The sequence below is a fragment of the Streptomyces sp. NPDC030862 genome (assembly GCF_055571835.1).
The window spans coordinates 286,062-299,760 of the sequence record NZ_JBVIEN010000011.1 but is presented as its reverse complement, the minus strand read 5'-3'; the positions used below and the strand labels follow the sequence as shown (position 1 = coordinate 299,760).

The 13,699-nt window shown below is 73.7% G+C and carries 7 protein-coding genes; 5 read left to right on the top strand and 2 right to left on the bottom strand.

Annotated elements, in window-relative coordinates; translation table 11 throughout:
- Nucleotides 1-2: 2 nt before the first annotated feature.
- Both ACZ42X_RS28590 and ACZ42X_RS28585 read right to left on the bottom strand, forming a co-directional pair.
- Nucleotides 3-5,354: a hypothetical protein gene (locus ACZ42X_RS28590; RefSeq protein ID WP_468295812.1), complete on the bottom strand. Its 5,352-nt coding sequence runs from the start codon at nucleotides 5,352-5,354 to the stop codon at nucleotides 3-5.
- The gene (locus tag ACZ42X_RS28585; protein ID WP_468295809.1) at nucleotides 5,351-6,277 is read right to left on the bottom strand and encodes a DUF4132 domain-containing protein; all 927 of its coding nucleotides are present in this window, start codon (nucleotides 6,275-6,277) and stop codon (nucleotides 5,351-5,353) included. The genes ACZ42X_RS28590 and ACZ42X_RS28585 overlap by 4 nt, the downstream gene beginning before the upstream one ends.
- A gap of 149 nt (nucleotides 6,278-6,426) precedes the next feature.
- Here ACZ42X_RS28585 and ACZ42X_RS28580 point away from each other — a divergent pair, with 149 nt between their 5' ends.
- The 5 genes from ACZ42X_RS28580 to ACZ42X_RS28560 all read left to right on the top strand — a co-directional run bounded on the left by ACZ42X_RS28580 (nucleotide 6,427) and on the right by ACZ42X_RS28560 (nucleotide 13,642).
- The gene (locus tag ACZ42X_RS28580) at nucleotides 6,427-7,353 is read left to right on the top strand and encodes a sirohydrochlorin chelatase (RefSeq protein WP_468295806.1); all 927 of its coding nucleotides are present in this window, start codon (nucleotides 6,427-6,429) and stop codon (nucleotides 7,351-7,353) included.
- A gap of 124 nt (nucleotides 7,354-7,477) precedes the next feature.
- Nucleotides 7,478-8,788, top strand: coding sequence for a deoxyguanosinetriphosphate triphosphohydrolase (locus ACZ42X_RS28575; RefSeq protein ID WP_468295965.1), 1,311 nt, complete (start codon nucleotides 7,478-7,480; stop codon nucleotides 8,786-8,788).
- Between the two features lie 182 nt (nucleotides 8,789-8,970).
- Nucleotides 8,971-10,239: an NAD(P)/FAD-dependent oxidoreductase gene (locus tag ACZ42X_RS28570; RefSeq protein WP_468295803.1), complete on the top strand. Its 1,269-nt coding sequence runs from the start codon at nucleotides 8,971-8,973 to the stop codon at nucleotides 10,237-10,239.
- A 38-nt stretch (nucleotides 10,240-10,277) separates the two neighbouring features.
- Nucleotides 10,278-12,185 carry a DNA primase gene (gene dnaG / locus ACZ42X_RS28565; protein ID WP_468295800.1) on the top strand — a complete coding sequence of 636 codons (1,908 nt, stop codon included), beginning with the start codon at nucleotides 10,278-10,280 and terminating at the stop codon, nucleotides 12,183-12,185.
- Nucleotides 12,186-12,274: 89 nt separating this feature from the next.
- Nucleotides 12,275-13,642, top strand: a complete 1,368-nt coding sequence (locus ACZ42X_RS28560; protein ID WP_468295797.1) for an RNA polymerase sigma factor — start codon at nucleotides 12,275-12,277, stop codon at nucleotides 13,640-13,642.
- The last annotated feature ends 57 nt before the right edge of the window (nucleotides 13,643-13,699 follow it).

Genomic DNA, 13,699 nt, shown 5'->3' with positions numbered 1-13,699 from the left:
GCTCATCGCCTTCCTCCCCGGCCGTCGCCCGTGCCACGGCCCGTGCCGCGCCCCCGGGCCCGGCTCTCGAACTCCTCGTATCCGGGCACGTCACCGTCGACGACCCGGCGCCATGCAGCCGCGTACACCTCGGCCACCGGGCGGTCCGGCACCAGGAAGGCGGATCCCTCCCCCGGGAACAGCCCCGTCTTCCAGCTCTCCAGCGGCAGTTGCGGTGCCGCCCGCTCCAGCCAGCCGCCGGGCAGGAACAACGACCGCCCCGCGCGGGGCCGCTTGGCCTCCACCACCAAGTCGGTGGCGGCCAGTTCGGCCCGGGCCTTCTTCAGCCGGGCCGGCTTCCACCCCGTCCACTCCGCCTGCTTGCGGTCCGTCGGGTCCGGAAGTGCGAGCAGCATCAGGTACAGCGCGGCCGCGTCCTGGGACAGCCCGTGGAGCTCCGCCGCCTGCTCCACCAGCTCGGGCACGCTGTACACCGGGTGCTGCGGCGCGCCCGCCGTGCCGCCCGCCGGACAGTCCGCCGTCACCAGCGCCTCGAACTCGTCGCTCAGCAGCGTGCGGAACGCATCCAGCAGTTCCGACGGCCTGGACAGGGCCGCCAGCAGCGTCAGTGCCGGATGGTCGGGGCCGCCGTGCTCGCCCGCGCCCGGCAGCACTGCCGCCGACCGGAGCCACACCTCCTCCCACTCCGGCCTGTACTGCATCGGCATGAGCACCAGGGCATCCCCCACCTCGACGACGCCCTGCCGGTCACCCCCGCCCTGAGCGGGCAGCCCACACGCCTCCCGGATCCGCGGCGCGCTGCAGCTGCCCTGTGTGTCCCAGCTGACACCCAGGTCCAGCAGCAGCCCCGGGTCCGCCAGCCGCTCGCGCAGCATCCGCAGCGTGACGGGCAGCACCGCGCGCAGCGGGTGACCGAACGGCAGCCGGTACGCCAGCCAGCGCAGCATGTCCACGTACAACGTGATGCGGTTCCCCGTGAGCAGCTGCTCCGGCTCGGCGGCGGCGAGCCGGCCCGACTCGGATTCGACGCGCTGTTCGGTACGGCCCGTGAGCTCCGGCTGCGCCTCCGGGTTGAGCACGGCGTCGAGCATGCCGCTCTGCCGGGGCTGGGTCTCGGTAACGGCGCGGGCGACCAGCTCGGGTGGTACCACGCGCCGCCTGCCCCGCGCCCGTACCCAAGCGTCGGTCAACGGCTCCAGATCGAAGCCGGAGTCCCACAGGCCGGCGACGGCATCGGCGTCACGGGGAAGCAACAGGGCGGTGTAGTGCTGCCGATCGATGGTGGCCAGCGTCCTGAGGCTCGTCCTGGCCGCCTCAGCCTGCGCGGTCTTGGCTCCCAGCGGGGCCAGCATCTCCGCGGGCAGCAGGCTCTGCCGGTCCCACCCGTCCACGCCCGGCATGCCGAGCAGCACCAGGGCCGCCGTAGGAGCGCTGACCCCCACCTGCTCCGCGAAGTGGAGCGCCTGATCCGGCCGGTACGGCAGCGGGCCCCGCTCCCGCACCAGTTCCACCACGCGCCGCAGCGACGCGGCCAGCGGTGCGTCGTCCCGCTCCCCGAGCACCGTGGAATCGACCAGGGCGAAGCCGTCCCACGCCCCGAACGCGCCCGACGGGTCGTATTCGAGCCCGGCGTAGAAGGAGTGCTGTTCGTCCTGCCGCACCATGGCGAACAGCACCATGCGCCGGGCCGCCGACCGGTGCACCTCACCCAGTCGCTGCGTGCCGCCCGGCCGGGCGACCTTCAGCCGCACGAGCCGCAACCGCCCCCGCGGGTCCACCAGTACCGGCTCGCCGTCCACCATCACGGCACCCACCAGCTCCAGGAACTCCAGCAGCGCGGCCCGGTGCGCCTCCTCGGTCACCGGCGCCGCGGCCCGAATCGCGAGTGCGGCGAGACCGCGCCCCGCGAACGACAACCACGGCACCCCCGACCCGCGCAGCTTCACCTTCTCCGGCACGCCGTCCGCCGGCGCGCCGAGAACGGCGGCCACCTGACGCAGCTGGTCGACGGCCGTGTGCGTGCCGGGGCCTCGACCCCAGAGCCCGTACGCGTTCGCCGCAGGGCCCAGGCCGACCATCGCACCGGCCAACGCCTCATCCCCCGCGAACCGCACCAGCGGCTCCGCCTCAACAGGCGCCCGACGCCCTTGCTCCGCCTTCTCGGCGAGCTGCGTCAGCCACTTGCCGCACCGGGCCGCCTCCTCCACGAGCCCGGCGACACCGGCGACCAGCCCCGGGTGCGTCACCTCGGGCAGCACCCGCGCCACCGCCTCGGCGGGGGCCGCGCCCCCGGCCACGGCCTCCAGCAGCGCGGCGGCGTCCGCGTCCGTCACGGCACGCAGGCGCGCCGAGCCGCGCTCGTCGCGCGGCCGCAGCGCGTGCCAGTACGCCAGCGGCGGCACCAGCGGCGTACCGGCCGCGTACCTGCCACCCCGGTCGCACAGCTGGACCTGCGCGATCCGCACGCCCTCCGCGTCGTACAGGTCGACGACGGTGTCGAAGCGCTGGGTCTCCCGCGGATGCAGCACCGCCCCGCCCGGCAGGTGCAGCGGCGGCAGCGGAACGCCCCCGGCGATCTGCTCGCCGTACGCCCCCGGCAGCGCCGGGACCGCCGGACTGCGGCTGCCGTCCACCGAACACGCCGTCATCGTCCGCGTCTTCGGGTTGTACAGCACCCACCAGCCCAGCAGGCCGTCCTTGCTGCCGAACGGCGACGACTCCAGGCCGGGCTGCACGGGCATGAGCCGGCAGTACCCCGCCAGCAGCCGCTCCCCGTCGGCCGCCCCGGCCAGGGCCTCGTCGAAGAACGCGGGGCCTGCCGCACGGCCGCGCCGTGCGGTCAACGGGTCGTATTCCCACCAGCCGTCGTCGTGCAGCACCCACACCGAGACGCCGTCGGAGGCAACCTTCCGGCGCTCCTCGGCGAACGACGTGTCGCCCGCGTGTACCGGCCGTCCGCCGTAGCAGCGGCCTCCGCCCGGCAGCGGCAACGACGCCATGTGCGCCGCGACCCAGTGGTCGTCCAGCCGGCCGGCCGGCACGAAGACGTCGGCGGGTCTGCCGGACCACACCGCGCGCCGATCGGGGCCATGGCCGTTCGCCACCAGCCACTGTCCGTCCACGTACCGCACGGTGGGCTGGTCCCAGCCGCTGGTCTTCGCCGCCGGCAGCGTCAGCGGGCGTACGTCGAGGGCCTCGTCCGGGCCCACCACCGCCGCCTCGTTGCCGTTGCGCACGATCAACGCGGGCCAGGCGTCCGCCAGCCGGTACCACTGCTCGGCGAGGAACGCGTGCCGCTGCCCGGCCGCCACCGGATAGACCTTGCCGAGCTTCGGCAGCGTCTCCTCCAGGGCGGGCCAGCCCAGCTCGTCCAGCACACCCGCACGCAGGGTCCGCGCCAGCGCGGCGGTCGGCGTGACGGCGGAGATCCGCTCCATCGCGGCGGGCGCCGCGGCCAGCACGGAGGGGCTCGAGAACTTCGCCAGCCGGGCCAACTGCTCGCGCAGCTCCGGCAGGCCGCACGCCCGTGACAGGTCGTCCGCGCGGTCCGCGATCCAGCCCGCCAGCACGCCTCGCAGCGCGGGGTGTTCCACTACCCGGCGCAGCCGAGCCGGGGCCTCGCCGTCACCGGCCAGCTGCTCCACGGAACGGCGCAACATCCCCGTGAAACGCTCGTCTGCGGCCAGGGCCACCAGATCCCGGCGCCCCTCCGCCTCGTCCTGCAGCCAGCCCGCCAGATCCAGGTAGCCGGTGGTGCTTTCCGCAGGCGGCTCCACCGGAACACCCAGCGACAGGCACAGGTCCAGCAGATCCAGGTCGGCGCCCATGCGCCAACCGCCGCCCGAGATCAGCCGTACCGGCACGCCGTCCCGTACGAGCCGGTCCGCGAGCCGCTCCACCAGGGCCAGCTCGGCCGCCAGCCGCGTCGCCCGCCCGTACCCGCGTCGGCGGTACGCCGCCCAGGCCGACAGCCACCCGGCCGCCGGTACCGTCCCGTCCAGCAGCAGGTCCGTCGCGCCGCAGTCGTCCAGCAGCGTCAGCCAGGACGTCTCGAACTCCGCCCGATGGTCGCCGCTCGCCGTCGGCATCACGTGGAGCAGCCGCTCCCGCACCGCCCGGTCCTCGGCCGCGACCGCCGTCAGCGCGGACAGGGCCGACTTCCAGAAGCCCACCGCCGCCCGGCTCACCGCACCGGTCTGGATGATCTCCGCCAGCAGCGACCGCTCCTCGGCGGCCACGTCGAGCCGCGCCGCCTTCGCCAGGCGCCGCAGGTCCTCCAGCATGCCCGCGTACGGCGCGAGACCCGCCGCACACCGCTCCAGCGACACCACCCTGAACTGCTCGTACGCCGTCGGCGCGGGCAGCCTGGCGGCCAGGCCCTTGGCATGCTCGCGCAGCGCCTTGCCGCTCAGCGCACCCGCCCCCGCGAACTCCAGGAACACCTCGCGCAGCCGCTCCTCGTCCACGGCGAGCGCGTGCCGCTGCTCGGCTGCCCGCGCCTTGCCGAAGAACAGCGACGCGTACGACCGCGACTCGGCGGCCAGGAAGAGCCGCGCCACCTGTTCGTAGTAGGTGGGGAGGAAGTGCGGTACGGAACGGTCGAGGCGTTCCCCGATGCCCTCGAAGCCCTCCTTGGCCAGGCCGGGCTTGGTGGCGACGAGCCGGGACAGCCGCTCCATCTCCTTGACTACCGCCAGGGCGTGGTGGCCGTTGTCCGGGTCGTGCACCAGTGCCCAGGCCGGGAAGCCGAGCGCCTTCCGCCGCACGCGCCCCACCGGCTCGGGGTCCTGCTCGCTGGTGAACCCCAGGTACTCCAGGGACAGGTCCTCGGCGGGTCCGATCGCCTGCGGCACCAGCCGCACCACCGTGCGCCCGTCCAGCGCCGGGTGCGCGTACGCCCGCGCGGTCAGCACATCCACATCTCCGGCACCGCCTCGGCCCGCACCTCCCGGGGCTTCGCCCGCCCGGCCTGCGCCTGCCTGGCCTGAGCCTGCCCGGCCGGCGACCGTCGGGTCCGCACCCGCGCCTGCGGGGGCTGCGTCCATCCCGAGCACGCCGGTCGGCCCCCGGCCAGCCTCCGTACCCGGTGCCGCGCCGACAACGACGGCCCCGCCGACGGCACCACCGCTGATCCTGTCACCGCCGGCGGCGACGCCGTCGCTCTCACCACCCGCACCGCCGGCCAGCGGCAGCACCGCGCCGGCGTCCAGCAAACCGTCCAGCAGCCGGTTCAGCATCGCGTCCGACAGGGCCGCCAGGCCGGCCAAGAGCCCTTCCGGCGCCCCCCGGTCGGCAGCCGCCGCCGACACCCCGTCAGCCGCCTCCTCCGACACCCCGTTCAGCACCCCGCTCATCGCGCTTCCCCCTCCTCGTCCACCACACGCCCCGCGTACACCAGCGCGGCCATCCGCTCGCCCTCCGACCAGGCGACCGGCCCCACCTCCGCGAGCGGCAGCCGCCGCCCCGCCCGGTCGCGCCACTCCAGCGTGCCGGTCTCCGTCTCCGCCTCCGGGTACTCGTCGCCGAGCCAGTACGCCGCCTCCAGCGGCAGGCCCGCCTCGACCAGCGGGCACACCGCGAACCCGCCGCGCACCCGGTACCCCAGCGAGGCCGCCCGCGCCGTGGCGTGCCGCAGCTCCGCGAACTTCCCCCGCGCGTACGCGTCCCAGGTCGCCTTCGGGCCCGCACCCGAGCTCCCGCCCGCATCCGCCTCCGCAATCTCGTCCGGACGCCGCCACACCTCACGGAACAGCTGCTCGGTACCCTGCTCGACCCCCAGCTCGACCGCGAACTCCCGCAGCTCCTCCAGGTCCTCCAGCAGCACCGGGTGGGGTATCAGCACCGCCTCGACGCCCTGCTCCGAGCCCAGCCGCACCGAGTCGCCGTCCAGGTCGACTATGCCCAGTCCACGCGCCGGATCCGGATCCGCGTCCCGGAGGAACCCGGCCCGCTCCACCTCGGCCGACCCGTCCGCGCCCACCGGCGCCACCACCAGGTCCCGCAGCACCCCCTGCCACGCCGCGTCCTGCCACACCCGGGCGAGCAACGGCACCGGAACCGGCAGCGAACGCACCAGCCAGGCGTCCACCTGCGCGCGGCACTCCAGCTCGTGCCGCTCCAGCCACTCCGCCAGCTGCCGCAGCCGCACCACCTCGGCGTCGTCCCGCAGCTTCGCCGGTACCTGCTTCAGCGTGCGCCCCGCGGCGTTGCGGCACACCACCCGTGTGCCGTCCAGCGTGACGGCGTACCCGCCACTCTTCGTATCGATCCAGCCCATGGCGCGACCGCCTCCCCGACCTTCCGGTTCCGATGCCGATCACAGTAGGTGACGGGTCTGACAGCGCCCCCGCGAGCCCGTGAGCCTGTGGAAAACTTCCGTCACGCCCGCGCAACGGCCCCGCAACGTCCGCCCGTGACCATCGGTTCATGACGGAGCCGACAGATCCCCGCACCTGCAGCGCATGCACCTTCGACTCCACCGCCCACCTGCTCAGCCGCATCACCGAGCAACTCGGTGCGCAGCTGAACCACCCGCAGCTGCGGCACCATCTCCACCGCAACGGAACGCGCAGGCCCATGACCACACCCGACCGCCCCACCCTCGTCGCCGTCGCGCACGGCAGCCGCGACCCGCGAGCGCTGCCGGCCGTGTCGGCCCTGCTCGACCGGGTGCGCGAGCTGCGGCCCGGCCTGCGCGTCCGCCTCGGGCACATCGAACTGAACGCGCCGCTGCTCACCGACACCCTGCGCGACCTGGGCGGCGGTGACGCCGTCCTCGTACCGCTGCTCCTCAGCCGGGGCTATCACGTCAAGCACGACCTGCCCGGCGCGGCAGCCGCCGCCGAGCCGGGCCTGCGCGTACGCGTCGCCGCCCCCCTCGGGCCACACCCGCTGCTCGTCGAGGCGCTCTACGCCCGGCTCACCGACGCGGGGTGGCGCTCCGACCAGGGCAGCAGCCGCAGCACCGGTGTGGTGCTCGCCGCCGCCGGCTCGCGCGACCCCGAATCGGCTGCCGACACCCGCCGCACGGCCCGGCTGCTCAGCGAACGGCTCGGCGGCGTGCCCGTCGTCCCCGCGTACGCCTCCGCCGCCTCGCCGACCGTCCCGCAGGCGATCCGCGCGCTCACCGCCCGTGGCCGCCACCGCATAGCCGTCGCGTCCTGCTTCACCGCTCCCGGCCTGTTCGCGACGCGTGCAGCCGACGCCGCGCCCTGGATCGCCTCCGCCCCGCTCGGCCCGCATCCGGCCATGGCCCGTCTCGTCCTGCACCGCTACGACCAGGCTGTCGAGCGGGCCGAGACCAGCCGCGGGGCCACCGACTTCCCGCTCTCCCTGGAACTCGCTTCCGCTTGACGGGTTCGCTGTCAGTGCCTGCGGTTACCTTCAGTGCATGGAAGGTCCTGACGAGAAGGCTGGCGAGACGGCGTACAACACGACGCACCACGACAACGCGGCGCAGCACCATGACAACGCGGCGATGCACCACGACGACGCGGCGACGCACCCCGACGCCTACGACACCTATGACGCCGCGGCGACCGAGCGCTGGGCCGCCGAGCCCGACAAGCGGCCCGGCCGCACCGCCTTCCAGCGCGACCGCGCGCGCGTGCTGCACTCCTCGGCGCTACGCCGTCTGGCCGGCAAGACGCAGGTCGTCACCCCCGGCACCCGCAGCCCGGCCTGGGACGCCAGCCCCCGCACGCGACTCACCCACTCCCTGGAGTGCGCCCAGGTCGGCCGGGAGCTGGGCGCCGCACTCGGCTGCGACCCCGACCTCGTCGAGGCCGCCTGCCTCGCCCACGACATGGGGCACCCGCCCTTCGGGCACAACGGCGAACAGGCGCTCAACGACTTCGCCAAGGACTGCGGCGGCTTCGAGGGCAACGCCCAGTCGCTGCGCCTGCTCACCCGCATCGAACCCAAGCGGTTCGTGCCCAGCGCGGCGACCGGGGACCTCGTCAGCGTCGGCCTCAACCTCACGCGGGCCACCCTGGACGCCGCCACCAAGTACCCGTGGCCGCGTGGCGCCCACCCCACCGAGCCGGGCTCACCGAAGTTCGGCGTGTACGAGGACGACCTGCCCGTCTTCGAGTGGGTGAGGCAGGGTGCGCCCCGCCACCGCAAGTGCTTCGAGGCGCAGGTCATGGACTGGGCCGACGACGTCGCGTACTCGGTGCACGACTTCGAGGACGGCCTGCACGCGGGCCACATCGACCCCAACATGCTGCTCGCCGAGCCGGAGCGTGCCGACATCTGGCGGGTGGCCATCGGCAGGTACGTACCGGAGGACACCGATCCGCAGGAGCTCGCCGACGCCCTCGACCGGCTCATCGAGCAGGAGTGGTGGCCGCACGGCTACGACGGGACGGCCGTCGCCCAGGCCCGCCTCAAGGACGCCACCAGCCAGCTGATCGGCCGCTTCTGCCTGGCCGCCGAGGGCGCCACGCGGCAGGCGTACGGTTCGGGGCGCCTCACCCGGTACGGCGCCGCGCTCGTCGTGCCCCGGGAGACCCGCAACGAGTGCGCGGTGCTCAAGGCCGTCGCCGACCGTTACGTCATGCAGCGCGCCGAGCAGGAGGCGCTGCGCGCCGACCAGCGCATCGTGCTCGCCGAGCTCGCCGAGGCGCTGACCATACGGGCGCCCGAGGGCCTGGACCCGCAGTTCCGCGCGCTGTTCGACGCGGCGCCGGACGACCGCGCCCGCAAGCGGGTCATCGTCGACCAGATCGCCTCGCTCACCGACGCCTCGGCCCGCACCCTGCACGCCCGCCTGGCGACGCATCGCTGAGCGGCCGTGGCCCACCGCCGCGGCCGAGCCGCCATGCCCGGGCCGCCGCGGCAGGGACACCGTGCCCGGGCCGCCGCGGTCGGGCGGCTGGAGGCGACCGGCCGCACCCGATCGCCGTAGCCAAGCGGGAGCATCACGGCGGCGTAGCGTGGAAAACGCCCTGAACCGCAAGGAGGTACCCAGTGGTCGACGCACCGCGCACCTTCGTCATCGTCGGCGGGGGACTGGCCGGCGCCAAGGCGGCGGAGACTCTCCGCTCCGAAGGCTTCACCGGCCGCGTCATCCTCGTCGGTGACGAGCACGACCACCCCTACGAACGCCCGCCGCTCTCCAAGGGCTACCTCACCGGCAAGGAGGAGCGCGACAGCGCCTACGTCCACGAACCGAGCTGGTACACCGGCGCCGGGATCGAGCTCCACCTCGGGCAGCCCGTCACAGCGATCGACCGCGCCCAGAAAGCCGTGCACCTCAGTGACGGCGCCACGATCCGGTACGACAAGCTGCTCCTCGCCACTGGTGCGGAGCCGCGCCGTCTCGACATCCCCGGCACCGGCCTGGCGGACGTGCACCAGCTGCGCCGGCTCGTCGACGCGGACCGCCTCCGGTCCACCCTCGCCTCGCTCGGCCGCGACAACGGCCATCTGGTCATCGCCGGGGCCGGCTGGATCGGCCTGGAGGTCGCCGCCGCGGCCCGCGGGTACGGCGCCGAGGTCACCGTCGTCGAACCGGAACCGACGCCGCTCCACCGGGTCATCGGCCCCGAGCTCGGCCAGTTCTTCAGGGAACTGCACGCCGACCGGGGCGTCCGCTTCCGCTTCGGTACCCGCCTGACCGAGATCACCGGGCAGGACGGCCTGGTGCTGGCCGCCCGCACCGACGACGGCGACGAGCACCCGGCACACGCCGTCCTCATCGCCATCGGCGCCGCCCCGAACACCGCCCTCGCCGAGGCCGCCGGACTCGACCTGGCGGACCGGTCCGAGGGCGGAGGCATCGCCGTCGACGCCGCCCTGCGCACCTCCGACCCCGACATCCACGCCGTCGGCGACGTGGCCAACGCCCTGCATCCCCTGCTCGGCTTCCGGCTGCGCGTCGAGCACTGGGCCAACGCCCTCAACGGCGGCCCGGCCGCCGCCCGCGCCATGCTCGGCCAGGACGTCTCCTACGACCGGATCCCGTACTTCTACTCCGACCAGTACGACCTGGGCATGGAGTACTCGGGCTGGGCCCCGCCCGGCTCGTACGACCAGGTCGTCCTGCGCGGCGACGCGGGCAAGCGGCAGTTCATCGCCTTCTGGCTGAAGGAGCGCCGCGTGCTGGCGGGGATGAACGTCAATGTGTGGGACGTCACAGAGACCGTCCAGCAGCTCGTCCGTTCCGGCGCCCCCGTGGACCCCGAGGCCCTCGCGGACCCCGCGACGCCGCTCGATGCCGTCGTGCCCGGCCCGTAGGCCGTCGTGGGCCACCCGTGGAACCGTAGAATTCGTGCGTGGCAGGCGGCAGGATCAACGATGACGACGTGAAGGCGGTACGGGACGCGGTCCCGATCGACGCCGTCGTGTCCGAGTACCTCCAGCTGCGCAACGCCGGCGGCGGCAACCTCAAGGGCCTGTGCCCCTTCCACGACGAGAAGTCCCCCTCCTTCCAGGTCAGCCCCAGCAAGGGCCTCTTCCACTGCTTCGGCTGCCAGGAGGGCGGCGACACCATCGCCTTCGTGATGAAGATCGACCACCTCTCCTTCTCGGAGACGGTCGAGCGCCTCGCCGGCAAGGCGGGCATCACCCTGCGGTACGAGGAAGGCGGGTACACCCCCGGCCACCAGCGCGGCGAGCGCATCCGCCTGATCGAGGCCCACAAGGCCGCCGCCCAGTTCTACGTCGAGCAGCTCGACAGCGCCGAGGCCGAGATCGGCCGGAAGTTCCTCGCCGAGCGCGGATTCGACCAGGCCGCCGCCCAGCACTTCGCCGTCGGCTACAGCCCCGCCGGCTGGGACCACCTCACCCGCTATCTGCGCGGCAAGGGCTTCTCCGACAAGGAGCTCATCCTCTCCGGCCTCTCGCAGGACGGCCGCCGCGGCCCCATCGACCGCTTCCGCGGACGCCTGATGTGGCCCATCCGGGACGTCGGCGGCGACGTCGTCGGCTTCGGCGCGCGCAAGCTCCGCGACGACGACAACGGACCCAAGTACCTCAACACCCCCGAGACCCCGATCTACAAGAAGTCCCAGGTCCTGTACGGCATCGACTTGGCCAAGAAGGACATCGCCAAGTCCAGCCGGGCCGTGGTCGTCGAGGGGTACACCGACGTGATGGCCTGCCACCTCGCCGGGGTCACCACCGCCATCGCCACCTGCGGCACCGCCTTCGGCGGCGACCACATCAAGATCCTTCGCCGGCTGCTGATGGACAACGGCTCCGCCCGCGTGATCTTCACCTTCGACGGCGACGCCGCGGGCCAGAAGGCCGCCCTGCGCGCCTTCGAGGACGACCAGAAGTTCGCCGCCGAGACGTACATCGCCATCGCCCCCGACGGCATGGACCCCTGTGAGCTGCGTCTCGCCAAGGGCGACGAGGCCGTCCAGGAGCTCGTCGAGCCGCGCACCCCGCTCTTCGAGTTCGCGCTGCGCCAGATCGTCGGCCGGTACGACCTGGAGACCCCGGCCGGCCGCGCCGCCGCGCTCGACGAGGCCGCGCCGATCGTCGCCCGCATCAAGAACGTCGCCTCGCAGCACGAGGTCGCCGTGCAACTCGCCGGCATGCTCGGCATCCTCGACACCCAGTTCGTCGTCCGGCGCGTCGCCCAGCTGGCCCGCTGGGCCCGGGACCGCGGCGGCCGGGGCCCGGCGCCCACGAACCGCCCGGCACCCGCACCCCAGGCGCACGCCCACGCCCCCACCGCTCCCTCCGGGCCCGCGCTCAACCTGCGCAACCCCGTCCACCAGACCGAGCGCGAGCTGCTCAAGCTCGCGCTCCAGTACCCGGCTCTGGTCTCGCCGGCCTTCGACGCGTACGGCGTCGACGAGTTCACCGCCCCGCCGTACGCCGCCGTGCGCCAGACCATCGCCGACGCGGGCGGCGCCGAGCAGGGCATCGACGGCAGCACCGACTACCTGACCCGAGTCCGGGACGCCGCACCCAACGACACAGTGCGCGCTCTGGTCACGGAGCTCGCCGTGGAGGCGATCCACGGGCGCGTGGTCGACGAGACGTACGCGGGCATGCAGCTCGTCGCCGTCCGCCTCCGTGCCGTGGACCGCCGCATCCGCGACGTCCAGGGCACCCTCACCCGCCTCGGCGCCCACGGCGACCCGGAGCGCCTGGCGGCCGTTCAGAACGAGCTGTGGGTGCTCCAGCAGTACGCCCAGTCCCTCCGCAACCGCGGTTCCGACGCGCTCTGACCGCGTAACCGCCCAGTCACACACCGCCCGCAAAAAGTGCTCGCACGCCCCTCGTGGCGGCGATGTGTCGTACCCCACACTAAGGGGCGGTGCCTGAGTCCTCGGAGCGCGGCCGGTCCATAGACGGTGGACCACTCACCCCCGCGGATCCGCTCATCGTGTACGGGACGGAAGAAAGCGGCACGGCCGCCGCAGCCGTCCCGCTGCCGCACGCCCCCGAACCGGCAGCGATCACCCTGGAGGTCGCCCCCGTGCAGACCCAGACCCTGACCGACATCGACTCCGCCACGGCCGCAGCCACGGCTCCCTCCACAGCCGCCGCCGCTGCCGCAGCCGCTGCCCTGGCCGTACCCGTGCACGCGCTGTCGCCGCACCATCCGGAAGCACTCCTCGAGGTCGCGGACACGGAGGACGCCTCCGAGCTCCCGGAGATCACCGACATCGCCGACGTACCCCACATCGCCGAGGCCGCCGAGGCCGCCGACGTGGTCGAAGCCGTCGAGCCACCCGCGGGCCGCCCCGCCGCCACGGCCGGGACCGGCAGCGGGCCCTCCGCCGACCTCTTCCGCCAGTACCTGCGCGAGATAGGCCGGATACCGCTCCTCACCGCCGCCGAGGAGGTGGAACTGGCCCGCCGGGTCGAAGCCGGCCTCTTCGCCGAGGAGAAGCTCGCCGGCACCCCGGACCTGGACTCGCAGCTCGCCCTCGACCTCGACCGGCTCGTCGTCATGGGCCGCATGGCCAAGCGCCGCCTCATCGAGGCGAACCTGCGCCTCGTCGTCTCCGTGGCCAAGCGCTACGTCGGCCGCGGCCTGACCATGCTCGACCTCGTCCAGGAGGGAAACCTGGGCCTGATCAGGGCCGTGGAGAAGTTCGACTACGCGCGCGGCTACAAGTTCTCGACGTACGCGACCTGGTGGATACGCCAGGCCATGTCCCGCGCCCTCGCCGACCAGGCCCGCACCATCCGGGTCCCGGTCCATGTCGTCGAGCTGATCAACCGGGTCGTACGGGTCCAGCGCCGCATGCTCCAGGAGCGCGGCTACGAACCGACCCACGACGAGGTCGCCGCCCACCTGGACCTGCCGCCCGAGCGGGTCGGCGAGGTGCTGCGCCTCGCCCAGGAGCCGGTCTCTCTGCACGCACCGGTCGGCGAGGAGGACGACGTCGCGCTCGGCGACCTCATCGAGGACGGCGACGCCACGTCCCCCGTCGAGTCCGCGGCGTTCCTGCTGCTGCGTGAGCACCTGGACGCGGTGCTCTCCACCCTCGGCGAACGCGAGCGCAAGGTCGTCCAGCTCCGTTACGGACTGGTCGACGGCAGGCCCCGCACCCTGGAGGAGATCGGACGGATCTTCGGCGTGACGCGCGAACGCATCCGCCAGATCGAGTCCAAGACCCTCGGCAAGCTACGGGACCACGCCTTCGCGGACCAACTGCGCGGCTACCTCGACTGACCGGTCAGAAACCCGCCCAGAAGAGGCAAGGTTCAGGCGCAGGTGATCAGAAGTGAC